Consider the following 15,749-nt stretch of genomic DNA (forward strand, 5'->3'; position numbering starts at 1 on the left):
ATACTTAGCCCTAAGCTAAAAATAAAAACTTGAAGCAGGACGATAGGAATTAATAATAGATACCAAGAAAACCCACTTCCAGTAATCATCATCACTAAAAGTAGAGCTCCCAATGAAAAAAGGGTATTTACTAATGAACTACCTGCTTTAGAAAAAGTAAAAATATACTTAGGAACATATGTTTTCTTAATTAAGTGAGCATTACTAATTATTGCACCTACAGACATATTAGTAGCTTCTGTCATTAAAGAAAATATAATCTGACCAGAAATAATATATAAAGGGTAATTTGGGATATCAAATCTACTAAATAAATTAGAAAATATTGTAACCAACACTATCATCATTATTAAAGGATTTAAAACACTCCAGAGATAACCCAAATAACTTCTCCGATATTTCAGCTTAATATCTCTAATAACAAGTTGTTTTAACAACTCATCAAATGCAAAAAATCGATTTAATTTATCTATAAATTTACTAATCATATTATCTACAAGTTCTAGGTCTAGGTTTATTCAAATGAACAGCATCATATACATCGTAAATAAGATGCTCGTAAAGTTTTATATGTTTACTATATCTTCTAGGTAACATATTAGGAACCTTCTTAATTTTATTATAGACGACATCCTGTATTTTAACGAAATCAATATGATGATCTGGACGTTCTCTAACATATTTATTATCGCAAACAGGATCATCAATAGATTTTACTAAATCAGGCAAACAATTTACTACCGGCATCTGAGATGCCAAAGTAATAGCAAAATCCCATAACATTTTAGATCTCATTTTAACTGGCAACTGATCAAATCTAAAATATTCTTTATAATATTCTGGCGTCAGCTCAATTGTAGGTGCAGAAAAAACAGCATAAATGTTACTAATACCAAACTCATCGTATAAATATTTTCTAAATTTAAGTATTCCATCAACCATCTCTTTTATAAAGAGATCCGTATGATAAAATCCCGATGTTTCAGCTTTAAAAGCTAAGTTAAAATCTATATCTACAGAACCAAAATGCAATAAAATAATACTATCAGACGATATATTTTCTAAATATACTCTATATGGCTTAATATGCTTCTCTGTATTCTTTAGACCTCTTGTAGACCAACCGGATGCCCAAAAGGGAAAATAATCAGGATTATCGCCAAAAATATAATCAAAAACCTCACTAGATGAAGAACCAAATACAACAACTTTAAGTTTTTCATCCTGTGGAAAAGCGTGCTGCTTGACAGGAATGCTATCTGAATCTAAAACTCTAAAAGAGTGTGATAAACTCTGCTCGAGACAAATACATTTATCAATTATAGACAAGCGACCATCAAGATCTACAATACAATGTGATTCTAACCCCACATTGCTACAGTATAAGATTACAGAATCATCACTATCTTCCACATAAAAAGAAGAGTCAAATAAAAAAATCTCATCATTACTTAAACAGTGGTTCTCAATATCACCATTTCTATGGCGAGCATAATTCCCTGTCATCACATTCTTTAAGGAAATTGTATCTACTCCTATGTTTCCAGAAGTAATTTCATACAGAATTCCACCTAGATACACAAACTTCCCAATTAAAGTACTTTCTATAGTTTTCATAATCATCTTTCCTATGAAGTTATTATACTAGATTTTAATAAAAAGCACTTTACTTTTAACATACTTTACTTATTGCTATAAATCATTGATTGTTAGATAATACCTAAATATACAAAACCTTGATCTAAAACAAAAAATGAGCGATATCCAAATTCCTTTAATCTTTACTGACGCAGCAGCTCGTAAAGTGAAAGCCTTAATTGAAGGCGAAGATAACCCAAATCTTCGCTTGCGTGTTTATATTACGGGTGGGGGCTGTAGTGGGTTTCAGTATGGGTTTACCTTTGATGATCAGGTAAATGACGGTGATCTCACTATTGAAAACCAGAATGTAGGCTTGGTGGTTGATCCTATGAGCTTACAATATCTAATCGGTGGTACGGTAGATTATACCGAAGGGTTAGATGGTTCTCGCTTTGTGGTTACTAATCCAAATGCGAGTTCAACTTGTGGTTGCGGCTCTTCTTTTAGTATCTAGTAAAAAAACCGCTAAATTTGACCGCTTGTATCAAACGAAAACCGCCTAAATAGCAATTATTTAGGCTGTTTTTTGTTGCTTTGACATTGGCAACAGCAAGGCGGAACAGGATCTTCCCCTCCTTCACTCATCGGGTTACAACGTAAAATCCGTTTAAAAGCGAGATACCCGCCGTTGATTGCTCCGTGAATTTTAATTGCTTCAACGGCATAAGTTGAGCAAGTCGGGTAAAATCGGCAGCGAGGTCCAATCAATGGGCTGATTGCATAGCGATAGAAATAGATAGGCAGCAAGAGTAATCTTGCCAATAAACTGATGCGTTTTGGCTCGCTTATTGATTGCTCTGAGCAGGCTTTTTGCTCAGACGGATGTGCCTTGCCCATAGTTTTTCCAGTGTCTCGAAAAGCGTTGCGTTGTCTAATTTGCCAATTCCGCCTTTTGCCACAAATACAAAATCAAAATTGGGTAATTCGTGCTGTTGTAAGCGAAAACTTTCTCTTACAATGCGTTTAATACGATTGCGATCGTGAGCTCGTTTTAGATGTTTTTTAGCAACAGTTAAACCTAGACGAGGATTATCTAATGTATTCTCTCTCGCAAGAAGGGTCATTTGAGGGGTGCTGGCTCGAAGAGGTTCTTCAAACACCGCTTTAAATTGAACGGGAGCTAACAAACGCAGCTCCCGAGAAAAATTTAGCTTCTTCACACTTAATTAGAAAGGTGTTTTGGCTGAGTTCTGCAATTATGCAGATAAAGATTTACGACCTTTAGCACGACGACGTGCTAATACTTGACGACCGTTTTTAGTAGCCATACGAGCACGGAAACCGTGTGTACGAGCACGTTTTAATACTGATGGTTGAAATGTACGTTTCATTGCTTATCTACCTAAATATATTTAAAAAGTTGGCATACAAAATGTTTCTGCCAAACAAGGACCATAAAAAAGAGTTGCAATTCTACAGGCAAACAAAACAAAAAGCAAGAATCAATCTAAGTACAAATCAGATTGTTTGCAAAGTTTTTGAAAAATACGACCGCTTGTAATAATCGCAGAAATTTATATTTCTTTATGGCATAATCGCTTCATACTCATTTAGTTATAAATTTTGGGAATATACTATGAACCAGCAAAAAATCGGTATTTTGTTAGCCAATTTAGGCACGCCAGATGAGCCTACAGCCCCTGCCGTTAAGCGTTATTTAAAGCAATTTTTAAGCGATCCTCGTGTTATCGACTTACCCAAAGTGAAATGGCAGGCAATTTTAAATTTTATCGTGTTACCAAAACGCTCGCCAAAAGTAGCGAAATTATACCAATCGGTTTGGAGTGAAGAAGGCTCGCCGTTATTGGTTATTTCTCGTGAGCAACAACGTTCCGTTCAACGTTATTTTGATGCAAAAGGTAAAAATGTAGTGGTGGAATTGGGAATGTCTTATGGCAATCCAAGTATTGAAAGTGCAACAGACAGCCTAATCAAGCAAGGCGTTGAACGAATTATCGTGCTACCGCTTTATCCACAATATAGCAGTACCACAACTGCTTCGGTGTTTGATGCTTTCGCAAACGGTTTAAAAGCTCAGCGTAAGATTGTACCGTTTGATTTTATTCATAGCTATCATAACGATCCGCTTTATATTCAAGCATTGGCTAACTCTATTGATGTGAAACAAGATGAGCTGTTACTTTTCTCCTTTCACGGTATTCCAAAACGTTATGAAGATGAAGGTGATTTTTACTCAAGACATTGCTATGAAACCGCTGAATTAGTGGCAGAAAAATTAGGTTTACCAAAGCATAAATGGCTTTTATCTTTCCAATCACGTTTTGGCGATGAAGAATGGTTACAGCCTTACACCGATGAAACGCTTGAAGGCTTTCCAAAAAAAGGGGTGAAAAAAGTAGCCGTAGTTTGTCCGGGCTTTTCGGCGGACTGTTTAGAAACCTTGGAAGAAATTGCAGAAGAAAACCGTGAGAACTTTGAACACGCGGGTGGAGAATCTTATCGTTACATTCCTGCATTAAATGCAAACGGTGATCACATTAGAGCTTTAGTGAAATTGATTGAAGCAAAAATGTAAGAAATAAAATACAAGCGGTTAAATTTTATGAAAATTTAACCGCTTGTTACTTAGCTTATTACCTATTTACGAGCAACTTTTACCACACCATTAATGCTGGAAAGTTTGCGTAAAATCGCCTCAAAATGAGCTTTGTCGATAACGGAGATTTGGAATATCACTTGATAGACATTGCCCTCTCTTGCTTCACTATGAATGCTGCCGATATTACTGTCCATCTTCGCAAAAGTTGAAGTAATGGCTGCCAACACACCCGGTTCATTCATAATATCTAACACGATTTCAGTTTCAAACTTGATGGCTTTCTCTTTCGCAACTTCCCACATTACAGGAAGATAATGGCTTTGATCGATAGCGTAATCTTTCACATTTGCACAACAAGTATTATGAATAACCAAGCCTTTGCCTGAACTAACGTAAGCAATAATGTCATCACCCGGTATCGGTAAACAGCATTTCGCAAAACTGATAAGATGATTTTCAATACCTTCAATTTTTATTGGTTGATTATTTTCCGGGTTACCATCAGTATCAATTTGTAATGTTTCACCCGATAAGCGTTGAGCGATCACGCTGCTCATCTGATTACCTAGCCCGATTTCAGACAGCAAATCATCAAAGGTGGCTAAACGCAACTCATCTAATACAGGCTGAATGATTTCTGGCTTGAGTTCATCAATAGAATTCAAATTCATCACACGAATTAACTGGCGTTTGCCTAATTCAATGGCTTCATCGTGTTCTTGATTTTTAAGGAACTGGCGAATTTTTGCACGAGCCTTACCCGTTACCACAAAGTTCAGCCAAGAAGCTTTCGGTCGTTTGCCTTGCTCGGTAATAATTTCAATCGTCTGTCCTGTTCGTAAAGGCTCAGTAAGTGGATATGGATTGCGATCTACAAGTGCACCAACACAACGATCACCAATACCTGAGTGAACGGCGTAGGCAAAATCAATCGCTGTTGCATTCGCAGGCAGTTCCACAATACGTCCTTTCGGGGTAAAGACGAAAATATCATCCGAGAAAAGATCAGATTTCACGCTATCAATAAACTCTGCTGAGTTGCCCGCACTGTTTTGCAATTCAACAATACTTTGTAACCACTGCTGTGCTTTCAACTGCATAGTGGTATTGTGCGGACTTTCGCCCTCTTTATAGCGCCAATGAGCAGTAACTCCCATATCCGCCATTTTATCCATATCTTCGGTACGAATTTGCACCTCAACCGGCACACCGTGTGGGCCAATCATTGAAGTATGTAATGATTGATAGCCATTTGGTTTCGGCACTGCAATATAATCTTTCACACGCTTCGGACGAGGTTTATATAATGCATGCATCTGCCCCAATACGCGATAGCAATTATCCACATTCCCAACTACCACACGGAAAGCGTAAATATCTAAAATGGAATGAAAATGCTGATCTTTCTGGCGCATTTTTTGATAAATCGAATAGAGATGCTTTTCACGCCCATAAACTCGAGCTTCAATTTTCACATCCTCTAAACGCCCCTTAATATCATCTGCAATGCGTTGAATAAGCTCTTTACGATGACCTCTGGCACTCGCAATTGCCATTTTTAATACGCGATAACGTTGCGGGTGCATTGCCTCAAAGCCTAGATCTTCTAGCTCATTTTTAATATGCTCAATACCTAAACGATGGGCTAACGGGCTGTAAATTTCCAATGTTTCTTTTGCAATACGGCGGCGTTTGTCGGGGCGAAGTGAACCTAAGGTTCGCATATTGTGAGTACGGTCGGCAAGTTTTATCAAAACAACACGAATATCTTTCGTCATCGCCAAAATCATTTTGCGGAAATTTGCCACTTCCGCTTCTTGACGGGTGCGGAATTTTAACTTATCAAGCTTAGAAACGCCCTGCACAATATCGGCAACGCTCTGTCCAAATTCAGCGGCAAGCTCTTCTTCGGTGTAAGGTGTATCTTCAATCACATCGTGTAGGAGGGCGGCAATCACGGCTTCGTGATCTAATTTCATCTCAGCAATGATAGAAGCCACCGCAACAGGGTGGGTGATGTAAGGCTCTCCGCTTGAGCGTGTTTGCCCCTCGTGAGCATCGCGTGCAATCACATAGGCACGTTTAACACGTTCGATTTGCTCACTCGGCAAATAGCCCTGAATAATTCGATCTAAAGGTTCAAAAAGATACACGTTATACCTCAACAGAAATAAAAATGGACAACGAATTTGCAAATTTTTAGGAAAATCCTACCGCTTGCAGACCCAATTGCCCATTCTCTCTTGACGAAAAATAAAATTACGCTTCGTTGCTCATTTCAGTTAAAAACGAAATCGCTTCTTGCTCTGCCGCTTCTTGTTTAATAGACTCATGGTTTTCTAACTGATCCATAATATCAGTGGTAATTAAACCTTCTTCAATTTCACGCAATGCGATAACGGTTGGTTTATCATTTTCTTCAGGCACAAGTGGCTCACGCGTGTGAAGTTGTAATTGTCTTGCACGACGTGCGGCAATTAAGATTAAATCAAAACGGTTGCCAATTTTCTCCGCTGCTTCTTGTACGGTTACACGAGCCATAAATTTACTCCAAAGATATATTCATTTTTATTCATAAAAAGATTGCAGATTATACAGAAATTAGGTAGGTTCTGCAATTATGGTTAGGGGAATTTAGGGAATTATTTAACTTTCGTTAAAACCGCCAACAATTCTTTCTCAACCTCTTTCCCTAATTTACCCATTCGGAAATCAGCAATTAATTGATCGGATTGCTCTGGCTGCTCTTCAATTTTATCTTTTAAAAATTGGGGAAATTCCGATAATACCATCTTAATCTTGCTGCTACTCACATCAAAAATCGTGGGAATTTTTTGCTCAGAAATGACCGCTTGTAGCTGTTCATCGTGCTTAAATTGTTTTGTTTCTTGGGCTTCTTTACAAGAAATATACTCAACCTTGATGTTTGGATTAAGCTTTGCCATTCGTTGAAAATAAGCGACTACTTCGACACAATCGGGGCAATGCGGTTCTGCCATCACAAGCCAATCGCCTTGCACGCCAATGGATTTCAGCTTCTCTTCGGTTTCCGGTTCTAGTTTTACCTCAATATAGACTTCTAACTGATTTTCACGATCTTCATCGCTATTAAATTCTAAATATTCGTAAAAATGTGCCATAACTTTCCTTTTAAATTGATTTCCGCCATAAAATTTCACAATCCACTTTCACACTTTCCACTTTCTTTTGAGCTAATCTTTGCTGAATTAAGGCAAATGTTTGCTCAGCGATCTGCTGATGATCTTGCTTTATCGAGTGAATATGAAACGGCAATGCATTCAATAAATGATGATCGTCAAAAGTAGCTAAATGGAGTTCTTGGGTTAAGAGTTTATCCATTTGGCGATGCTCGGTTAAATAACGCATTACCCCTTCAAGCAAAGTAAAAGAGGCGGTAAATACTGCTTCAGGCAGTCGTCCTAACTTTTCTACAATCTGCGAAAACATCTGATAACCCGATTCAGGCTGATAATCTTTGTGCAGCAGCCAATTTTCATCAAAATCCAAATGCGACTGCATCAATCCTTCACGAAAGCCTTTCAAACGATTTTGGCTCGGTGAGAGCGAGAGCTGACCGCCCAAATAGAAAAATTCAGCTGGCTGATAAGCTCTAACCATATTTTCCACCAACATACTGATTGTTTCGGTATCATTACTGGTTATAGATGGCACATCTAGCCCGGAAATATAACGGTCTAGCTGTAACATTGGGGTATATTGAGTAATACTTTTATAGTAGCTCGGCTCGTGGTGAGTAGGTGCGGTGATGAGCAAATCTACCTGCCTATCTAACAAACGTTCTATCGCTTTTTTCTCACCTTCAAAGCTGTCGTCAGAGCAAGCAATTACAAGCTGTAGCCCGTTATCACGGCATAATTTTTCCAGCGTTTTGGACGTTAAAGCAAAGCCGTAGTTGGTTAAATCAGGAATGACCAAACCAATAACATTCGTGCGTTGAGCTTGTAAGGACTTTGCATACACATTGGCTCGATAGCCGTGTTTTTGGGCGATCTCTTTTACTTTTTGGCAAGTTTCAGGTTTAATTCTAAAATCATTGCCCCGCCCGTTTAAAATCATACTTGCGGTGGTTTTAGACACACCGCTTAGCTCTGCAATATCGCTTAGCGTTAAGCGTTTTTTCACACTTTCTCCTTTTTATCATTTTGGGGCTTTCCCGCCCACTTTGTTTTATTCTACGCTAATTGGTATTACTTTTGCTACTCTCGCTTGGAGAGGGCGAGAGCTTTTCACGCTATTTTCACGGTTAGCGATAAAGAAACGAGAGGTCAGCACTTTTTCGCCACCATTGAGGAAAATTTCCACTACCGAGCGGTCAAAGAAAATATCCAGCGTGTCTAATTTTTCGATTTTACAATGACGAACCGTACCAAACTTTTCCATTAACTCTGTTTGCTCACTTTGGCTACGATCTAAGCTAAATACACCGTTTTCAAAACGGATTGTGAGCTTTTGCCCTTGTTCATTGCTGAAAAAATCTAATACAAGCGGTTGATTTTCTACCGAAATTTGCAAATAGGCAGTATCTAAATCATCAATTGCAACATTTTCTGACATTTCGACCGCTTGTTGCTCGCCTAAATTCACAATGGGTTGTTGCACCACTTTACCGTTTTGTAAGGAAAGTTTGCGAGGCATTGTCAGCATTGAATGCCATTGGTATTTGTCGGTTGGATAAGTGAGATCCGGTAAGCCTACCCAGCCAAACATAATGCGATCCGAATTTTCCACCGTTTGTGGTGCGTAAAAATCGAAGCCGTAATCTAATTCTTCAATATGCTCGGCATTGAGACTATTACCATTTAACTGCCCCACCGCATAAGTGGCGTGATAGTTATTTTGAAATTGATGGCTTTCACGCAGTTTACCCTGTGGCGACCAAACAAACAGATCTTTTCCACCAAGCCTAAATAGATCCGGGCATTCCCACATAAACACGTTGCTATTATCAAAACCATTCACATCAAGTTCGGCAACTAAACGAGGTGTATCATTTAGATCATTCATTTCATAAATTAACGCCGTACCGGTTAAATTTTCACGTTGAGCTCCAAGTACAAAACGAATTTTTCCTTCCGCCGTAATGTAAGGTTTCGGATCACGCACGTGTTCGGTATAACCTGTAGGAGCTTGGTCAATAATGCAACGTTTTTCAAGCAATTTGCCTGAAGTATCAAAAATCGCAATATTTTGATGTGGAACTCGAGCGTTATCAGAAGGGCGGCGGGTGTTACCCGTATAGAAAGCCACGATTTTGCCTTGCCATAAAATCGCTCCACCGGAATAGCAACCGTGTGATTCAAACAATTCATCGGGGATTAATAACTCCCCTTTTTCAAAGGTTTGAAAATCTTCGGTCATAAAATGTTGCCAATGCTTCATTCCGTGCAATGCACCGTAAGGAAACCATTGAGCAAAGATGTGGTAGTTCTTGCCATCAAAAAGTAAACCGTTTGGGTCATTGAATAAGCCTGTTTCAGGAGCAAGATGGTAAGTTGGGTAGAAATTAAGATCAGAAAGTACGGTTTGGCGAAGAGTATTTAATTCGCCTTCGCTTTGAGCGTGTAGGCTTTTGTATTTGCCGTTATTGAAAATGTGCATAGGGATTTCCTGTTTAGTTACCCTCTCCCCTTGTGGAAGAGGGACAGATTTTTCTTCGTTCAGAAGAAAAATCAGGGAGAGGGGAAAATAAAACTATTCTGCCAAAAATGCGTCCAACTCTGCTTTATTCGGCAGAGCCGACATCGCCCCTTTTGCGGTGGTGGCTAACGCACCGGAGGCATTTGCTTTGCGGATAACCTCAACTAGAGCGGTTTCATCTTTCCAATCCGGCGTGTTGGCTAAACCGGCTAATAATCCGCTGACAAAAGCATCGCCAGCCCCTGTGGTATCAACAGGTTTTAATGCTTTACCCGCCACAATTTGGCTCTTACCGTTGAAGTGGTAAATTGCTCCATCTTTGCCTAAGGTGATGATAATTAATTTTTCAGGATATTGTGCCGTAATTGCTTTGGTCGCCTCTTCTAAAGAATCGGTATCGGTGAGTAATGTCAGCTCTTCTTCCGAAAATTTGAGAATATCTGCCATTGAAACCACTGAATTGACTACCGATTTCATTTCATCAAGGCTTTTCCAGAGGGATTCACGCAAATTTGGATCAAATGAAACATAACCACCTGCTTGTTTTACTCGGCAAATCGCTTCAATGGTAGTAGAGCGTGATGGGTCATTAATTAAGGCAATTGAGCAACAATGTAAGAAATCACCTTGACTAAATTCAGGTAAATCGCCAATTTCTAAAAATTGGTCTGCACTTGGATTAACCATAAAGGTAAAACTGCGTTCGCCATTATCTAAGCCAACTACAACGGTTGAAGTGCGATGATTGTCATCTAAAATCATATTCTCGACAGAAACATTTTCAGCTTGTAGCACCTCACGCATAAATTTACCAAGCGGATCGTTACCCACTCGCCCGATAAAACCTGCTTCAACGCCTAAACGAGAAACGCCTACCGCCACATTTGCCGGTGCACCGCCTGCACATTTTAAATAGTGATTTTCGCCATCTGGAATTAAATCTACGACGGCATCGCCTGTTACCCAAATCTTGCTCATAATTTTTCTCTTTATATCATTCAACTTTTAGCTAAAACGATTTAGCTATGAATTATTATAAATTGTAAGCGGTTCAATTTCACTTACTTTTTGCATTTTAAGATGCCTTAAATTGCAAAAAAATCTAAAAAAATGACCGCTTGTATTATAGCTACAAGCGATCATAAAACGTAATTTTTTTACAGATTGACAACGTATTTGCCAACACCTAACTCGTCTTCTTTACGAGTGCGAGCAATCACGCTTTCGGCTGATTCCACCACGCGTAATCCCATTTCCTCTTCCGTGCGGATTACCTCGCCACGCAGGGAGTTGGTATAAACATCGGTGATTTTCACATCTACAAATTTGCCAATCATATCCGGCGTACCCACAAAATTCACCACACGGTTGGTTTCTGTACGTCCTGTGAGTTCCATTAAATCTTTTTTCGATGGACCTTCTACTAAAATACGTTGCTCAGTACCTAGCATTGCACGGCTAAACTGCATTGCTTGATGGTTAATGCGTTGTTGTAGACGTGATAAACGCTCTTTTTTCTCCTCTTCTGAGACATTATCAGGCAGATCTGCCGCCGGTGTACCCGGACGAGCCGAATAGATAAAGCTGAAGCTCATATCAAAGTTCACTTGCTCAATGATTTTCATTGTTTGCTCAAAATCTTCTGCCGTTTCACCCGGGAAGCCGACAATAAAGTCTGAGCTGATTTGAATTTCAGGACGAACTTCACGCAATTTGCGGATAATCGCTTTATACTCTAATGCAGTGTGATTACGTTTCATCATCGTCAACACTCGGTCTGAGCCACTTTGAATCGGTAAGTGTAAGAAACTGACTAATTCAGGCGTATCACGGTAAACCTCAATAATATCATCGCTAAATTCAATTGGGTGGCTGGTGGTATAACGTAAACGGTCAATACCATCAATCGCCGCCACTAAACGTAGCAATTCTGCAAAAGTACAAATGCCACCATCGAAAGTCTCACCACGATAAGCATTTACGTTTTGACCGAGTAAATTTACTTCACGCACACCTTGAGCAGCAAGTTGTGCAATTTCAAATAATACATCATCTACCGGGCGTGAAACCTCTTCACCACGCGTGTAAGGCACAACGCAGAATGAGCAGTATTTGTTACAACCTTCCATAATTGATACGAAAGCAGTTGGACCTTCGGCTTTCGGCTCCGGTAAGCGGTCAAATTTCTCAATTTCCGGGAAAGAAATATCCACAATTGAGCTTTTACCGCCACGAATTTGGTTAATCATTTCAGGTAAACGGTGTAGGGTTTGTGGTCCGAATACAATATCAACATAAGGAGCACGATCACGAATATGCTCCCCTTCTTGCGAAGCAACACAACCACCCACACCAATGATTAGGTTTGGTTTGTCTTTTTTCCAGTTTTTCCAACGACCAAGCTGTGAGAATACTTTTTCTTGTGCTTTTTCACGAATAGAACAAGTATTCAGTAATAAAACATCTGCATCTTCCGGATTTTCAGTTAGCTCAAAACCGTGTGTAGAGTTGAGTAAATCCGCCATTTTAGACGAGTCGTACTCGTTCATTTGGCAGCCCCAAGTGGTAATATGTAATTTAGCCATAGTTAAAAAATAATAGATATATCAATTAGTTAGAAAAGAAAAGCGTAAAGTAATTTATTGTTTTGTACTCAAAATAAACCCTTTACGCAAAATTTGTGGCATATTTTACCCTGTAGCCTATTTTTTATCTAGAAATAATCTGCATAAATCTGATATTCAGCAAATAAAAAAGCCACGATTTTTTAATATCGTGGCTCTATTCATTATTTTAGCATTATTTTGTTAAGGTTAAAACAACGCTCTCACCTGCAACAACTTGACCGTTTAATTTAGATAAGTTGCTGATTTCGTCCATATTTGAAATCACGATCGGTGTTAAAACAGATTTTGCTTTACCTTCAAGTAAGGCTAAATCAAATTTAATGATTGGGTCGCCTACTTTTACAGTTTGACCTTCTTGAGCTAAACGAGAGAAGCCTTCGCCTTTTAGTTCAACGGTATCAATACCAAAGTGAACGAATAACTCAACGCCTTCTTCTGATTCAATAGAAAATGCGTGGTTAGTTTCAAAAATCTTACCAATTGTACCATTTACCGGTGCAACAATCGTATCACCAGCAGGACGAATTGCCACACCGTCGCCTACGATTTTCTCAGAAAAAACTACATCTGGTACATCTTCGATATTGACAATTTCACCGGTTAATGGTGAATAAATTTTGATTTCTTGGCTCTCTTTTTGTTTTGAACCGAATAATTTATCAAATAAACCCATCTTAAAATCTCCCTCAGATATTACAGAATTCCCGTATATTTTATACGAGAATTTTGTATTTGTATGCTAAATAATTGAAATTAGTTTAATTTTTGATAAAACGCATCAACTAAACGTTCAATATCCGCAGCCGTTGGCTGAGCAAGGGCTTCATCAGCGAGTGCTTTTGCATCGGCAAAATTAATTGAACGAATGAGTTTCTTCACGTGCGGCACAGAAATACCGCTCATACTGAACTCATCTAAGCCCATACCAAGCAATAATGCCGTTGCACGTACATCGCCAGCCAGCTCGCCGCACATACCTGTCCATTTACCTTCTGCGTGTGAAGCATCAATCACTTGCTTGATTAAGTTTAATACTGATGGGCTTAATGGATTATATAAGTGAGCGATAATCTCATTACCGCGATCTACCGCAAGCGTATATTGAGTTAAATCGTTTGTACCGATACTAAAGAAATCAGCTTCTTTCGCCAGGTGGCGAGCATTTACCGCAGCTGATGGCGTTTCCACCATAATACCGAGTTTTAAATTTTCATCGAATGAATGACCTTCATTACGTAATTGATCTTTTAACTCTTCAACGATTGATTTTAATAAGCGGATTTCCTCTACCGAAATAATCATTGGGAACATTACCGCTAAATTACCAAAGGCAGAGGCACGCAATACCGCACGTAATTGAGTATCTAAAATTTCACGACGGGTAAAACCAATACGCACAGCACGCCAGCCTAAGAACGGGTTCATTTCTTTTGGTAAATCAAGGTACGGTAATTCTTTATCGCCCCCAATATCCATAGTACGAAGAATCACCATCTTATCGCCCATCGCTTCTACAATTTCTTTGTAAGCTTGGAATTGCTCTTCTTCACCCGGCAGTTGAGCACGATCCATAAATAAAAATTCGGTACGATATAAACCAACCGCTTCGCCACCGTTACGCAATACACCATCTACATCACGGATTGTACCGATGTTACCCGCCACATCAACTTTATGACCGTCTAATGTTTGAGCCGGTAATTCTTTTAATTTAGCTAACTCTTCTTTTTCAGCCTTTAATTTCTCTTGTAAGGCTTTAAATTCTGCAATTTTTTCTTCTGATGGGTTTAAATGGACTTCGTTGTTAATCGCATCTAAAATTAAGAAATCACCGGTTTTGACTAAAGAAGTAACATTATTCGTACCCACAATGGCAGGAAGCTCTAATGAACGAGCCATAATCGAAGTATGAGAGGTACGACCGCCAATATCCGTAATAAAGCCTAATACTTTATCTAAATTTAATTGTGCCGTTTCAGAAGGGGTTAAATCGTAAGCCACTAAAATGACTTCATCTTGAATATCGCCTAAATCTACAATATTCATATTTAAAATATTACGCACTAAACGATTGCCGATATCACGAATATCACCCGCACGCTCTTTTAAATATTCATCATCAATTTCCGCAAGCATTGCCGCTTGCATTTCAATCACTTTACTTGCTGCAACATCAGCCGTAACAAGATTATCACTCAGGTAACCCAGAATTTCTTCTTCAAGCTCTTCATCTTCTAAGATCATTAAATGACCTTCAAAAATCGCTTCTTTTTCCTCACCCAACGTTCGGCGGGCTTTCTCTTTAATCGCTGTTAATTGTGCTGCTGCTTTTTCACGTCCTTCAAAGAATTTCGCTTTTTCAGTCTCAACTTCGCTTTCATCAATTTTGCGAGTATTTAATACAATTGGCTCTTCTTTTAAAACCAATGCTTTTCCAAATACTGCACCGGGGGAAGCTGCGATACCTGTAATCATAATCGTGTCCTTATGTAAGACGATAAATCGTCTGGTGTTGCATAGCAAAACACTTTATTGCAACGTTTCGCTGCAATAAAGTGGTATAAATTTTAATCCGAGAGTAAAAAAAAAATTATTCTAAAGTAGGAATCAAATCAACTAAGAAATCAACTGCTTTTTGCTCATCTTCGCCTTCAGCAGAAATAGTGATTGTAGTACCTTGAGTTAAACCCAATGTTTGTAATTTAAATAAGCTCTTTGCACTTGCACTTTTACCGCCGGAAGCAACGGTAATATCAGATGCAAAGCCTTTAGCTGCTTTAACAAATTCAGCTGCCGGACGAGTGTGTAAACCATTCGGAGCTGTGATAACAACATCTTTTGAGTACATAATGTATTCCTCTTATAAATTGAAAGTTAAAAAAAATGTTTTAATCAAATCGATTTCGCTCGCAACTTTACTACAAATTCAAATTAAACACACGCTAAAAAAATGAAAAACTTGTTGCGTCAGCCTAAAAAATTGCTATTTTTTTGAGCTGATTTAAAAATCATTTGTCAAATATCAAGATTCTAGCATACTGCCAAATGGAAATGTTACAATAATTTCCACACGACTTTTCCTTAATTTTCAACATTGGAGCAATATGCTTGGCAAATTAACCAAAACAACAGCGTGGTTTATCTACTTTGGCATTATTGCACTTTATAGCTTTAGCTTATGGGCATTGTTCGGATATCAACAAAACAACACTTTGATTTCCGGTACTGATGTACTGCAAATT

The 15,749-nt window shown here is 38.7% G+C and carries 17 protein-coding genes; 2 read left to right on the plus strand and 15 right to left on the minus strand.

Annotated elements, in window-relative coordinates; all coding sequences use genetic code 11:
• The coding region (locus tag ACJHV0_RS05860; RefSeq protein WP_483133645.1) for an ABC transporter permease at nt 1-488 on the minus strand (488 nt) is incomplete at its 3' end.
• A gap of 1 nt (nt 489) precedes the next feature.
• Nucleotides 490-1,617 (minus strand): hypothetical protein, encoded by a 1,128-nt coding sequence (locus ACJHV0_RS05865; protein WP_334235224.1) that lies wholly within the window; start codon nt 1,615-1,617, stop codon nt 490-492.
• A 136-nt stretch (nt 1,618-1,753) separates the two neighbouring features.
• Here ACJHV0_RS05865 and erpA point away from each other — a divergent pair, with 136 nt between their 5' ends.
• Nucleotides 1,754-2,095, plus strand: coding sequence for an iron-sulfur cluster insertion protein ErpA (gene erpA, locus ACJHV0_RS05870; protein ID WP_334235225.1), 342 nt, complete (start codon nt 1,754-1,756; stop codon nt 2,093-2,095).
• A gap of 56 nt (nt 2,096-2,151) precedes the next feature.
• Here the strand turns inward: erpA and yidD are convergent, their stop codons facing one another.
• Genes yidD through rpmH form a run of 3 tightly spaced genes read right to left on the minus strand, consistent with a single transcriptional unit; the run spans nt 2,152 to nt 2,972 of the window.
• Nucleotides 2,152-2,478 (minus strand): membrane protein insertion efficiency factor YidD, encoded by a 327-nt coding sequence (gene yidD, locus ACJHV0_RS05875; RefSeq protein WP_483133646.1) that lies wholly within the window; start codon nt 2,476-2,478, stop codon nt 2,152-2,154.
• Entirely contained in the window at nt 2,427-2,801 is a 375-nt protein-coding gene (gene rnpA / locus ACJHV0_RS05880; RefSeq protein ID WP_334233682.1) for a ribonuclease P protein component, read from the minus strand. The genes yidD and rnpA overlap by 52 nt, the downstream gene beginning before the upstream one ends.
• Nucleotides 2,802-2,837: 36 nt before the next feature.
• Nucleotides 2,838-2,972, minus strand: a complete 135-nt coding sequence (gene rpmH, locus ACJHV0_RS05885; RefSeq protein WP_005599701.1) for a 50S ribosomal protein L34 — start codon at nt 2,970-2,972, stop codon at nt 2,838-2,840.
• Nucleotides 2,973-3,217: 245 nt separating this feature from the next.
• Between rpmH and hemH the strand changes: the two genes are divergently transcribed.
• Nucleotides 3,218-4,177: a ferrochelatase gene (hemH, locus tag ACJHV0_RS05890; protein ID WP_483133647.1), complete on the plus strand. Its 960-nt coding sequence runs from the start codon at nt 3,218-3,220 to the stop codon at nt 4,175-4,177.
• A gap of 62 nt (nt 4,178-4,239) precedes the next feature.
• Here the strand turns inward: hemH and spoT are convergent, their stop codons facing one another.
• The 10 genes from spoT to ptsH all read right to left on the minus strand — a co-directional run bounded on the left by spoT (nt 4,240) and on the right by ptsH (nt 15,355).
• Nucleotides 4,240-6,354, minus strand: a complete 2,115-nt coding sequence (gene spoT, locus ACJHV0_RS05895; protein ID WP_038644029.1) for a bifunctional GTP diphosphokinase/guanosine-3',5'-bis pyrophosphate 3'-pyrophosphohydrolase — start codon at nt 6,352-6,354, stop codon at nt 4,240-4,242.
• Between the two features lie 106 nt (nt 6,355-6,460).
• Entirely contained in the window at nt 6,461-6,742 is a 282-nt protein-coding gene (gene rpoZ, locus ACJHV0_RS05900) for a DNA-directed RNA polymerase subunit omega (protein ID WP_025216583.1), read from the minus strand.
• A gap of 101 nt (nt 6,743-6,843) precedes the next feature.
• On the minus strand, nt 6,844-7,341 hold the full coding sequence (locus tag ACJHV0_RS05905; protein WP_483133648.1) for a thioredoxin family protein: 498 nt from the start codon (nt 7,339-7,341) through the stop codon (nt 6,844-6,846).
• Between the two features lie 10 nt (nt 7,342-7,351).
• Nucleotides 7,352-8,365 carry a LacI family DNA-binding transcriptional regulator gene (locus ACJHV0_RS05910; RefSeq protein WP_483133649.1) on the minus strand — a complete coding sequence of 338 codons (1,014 nt, stop codon included), beginning with the start codon at nt 8,363-8,365 and terminating at the stop codon, nt 7,352-7,354.
• A gap of 45 nt (nt 8,366-8,410) precedes the next feature.
• Nucleotides 8,411-9,841: a glycoside hydrolase family 32 protein gene (locus ACJHV0_RS05915; protein ID WP_483133650.1), complete on the minus strand. Its 1,431-nt coding sequence runs from the start codon at nt 9,839-9,841 to the stop codon at nt 8,411-8,413.
• Between the two features lie 93 nt (nt 9,842-9,934).
• Nucleotides 9,935-10,858 (minus strand): aminoimidazole riboside kinase, encoded by a 924-nt coding sequence (locus ACJHV0_RS05920; RefSeq protein ID WP_483133651.1) that lies wholly within the window; start codon nt 10,856-10,858, stop codon nt 9,935-9,937.
• 179 nt (nt 10,859-11,037) lie between these two features.
• Nucleotides 11,038-12,465, minus strand: a complete 1,428-nt coding sequence (gene miaB / locus ACJHV0_RS05925) for a tRNA (N6-isopentenyl adenosine(37)-C2)-methylthiotransferase MiaB (protein ID WP_188156994.1) — start codon at nt 12,463-12,465, stop codon at nt 11,038-11,040.
• Between the two features lie 214 nt (nt 12,466-12,679).
• A complete protein-coding gene (gene crr / locus ACJHV0_RS05930; protein WP_283386821.1) occupies nt 12,680-13,180 on the minus strand; it encodes a PTS glucose transporter subunit IIA in 501 nt (166 codons plus the stop codon).
• Between the two features lie 80 nt (nt 13,181-13,260).
• Complete coding sequence (gene ptsI / locus ACJHV0_RS05935; RefSeq protein WP_283386820.1) at nt 13,261-14,982, minus strand: phosphoenolpyruvate-protein phosphotransferase PtsI; 1,722 nt, start codon at nt 14,980-14,982, stop codon at nt 13,261-13,263.
• A gap of 115 nt (nt 14,983-15,097) precedes the next feature.
• Nucleotides 15,098-15,355 (minus strand): phosphocarrier protein Hpr, encoded by a 258-nt coding sequence (gene ptsH / locus ACJHV0_RS05940; RefSeq protein ID WP_025216575.1) that lies wholly within the window; start codon nt 15,353-15,355, stop codon nt 15,098-15,100.
• Nucleotides 15,356-15,749: the final 394 nt, after the last annotated feature.

It is taken from the genome of Mannheimia sp. (assembly GCF_056854775.1).

Excerpts from the sequence above, each read along its gene's own strand:
- hemH (WP_483133647.1), top strand. The coding sequence starts at position 3,218 with ATGAACCAGCAAAAAATCGGTATTTTGTTAGCCAATTTAGGCACGCCA.
- ptsI (WP_283386820.1), bottom strand. The coding sequence starts at position 14,982 with ATGATTACAGGTATCGCAGCTTCCCCCGGTGCAGTATTTGGAAAAGCA.
- crr (WP_283386821.1), bottom strand. The coding sequence starts at position 13,180 with ATGGGTTTATTTGATAAATTATTCGGTTCAAAACAAAAAGAGAGCCAA.
- ACJHV0_RS05915 (WP_483133650.1), bottom strand. The coding sequence starts at position 9,841 with ATGCACATTTTCAATAACGGCAAATACAAAAGCCTACACGCTCAAAGC.
- miaB (WP_188156994.1), bottom strand. The coding sequence starts at position 12,465 with ATGGCTAAATTACATATTACCACTTGGGGCTGCCAAATGAACGAGTAC.
- ACJHV0_RS05865 (WP_334235224.1), bottom strand. The coding sequence starts at position 1,617 with ATGAAAACTATAGAAAGTACTTTAATTGGGAAGTTTGTGTATCTAGGT.
- ptsH (WP_025216575.1), bottom strand. The coding sequence starts at position 15,355 with ATGTACTCAAAAGATGTTGTTATCACAGCTCCGAATGGTTTACACACT.
- erpA (WP_334235225.1), top strand. The coding sequence starts at position 1,754 with ATGAGCGATATCCAAATTCCTTTAATCTTTACTGACGCAGCAGCTCGT.
- ACJHV0_RS05920 (WP_483133651.1), bottom strand. The coding sequence starts at position 10,858 with ATGAGCAAGATTTGGGTAACAGGCGATGCCGTCGTAGATTTAATTCCA.
- ACJHV0_RS05905 (WP_483133648.1), bottom strand. The coding sequence starts at position 7,341 with ATGGCACATTTTTACGAATATTTAGAATTTAATAGCGATGAAGATCGT.
- yidD (WP_483133646.1), bottom strand. The coding sequence starts at position 2,478 with ATGGGCAAGGCACATCCGTCTGAGCAAAAAGCCTGCTCAGAGCAATCA.
- rpoZ (WP_025216583.1), bottom strand. The coding sequence starts at position 6,742 with ATGGCTCGTGTAACCGTACAAGAAGCAGCGGAGAAAATTGGCAACCGT.
- rpmH (WP_005599701.1), bottom strand. The coding sequence starts at position 2,972 with ATGAAACGTACATTTCAACCATCAGTATTAAAACGTGCTCGTACACAC.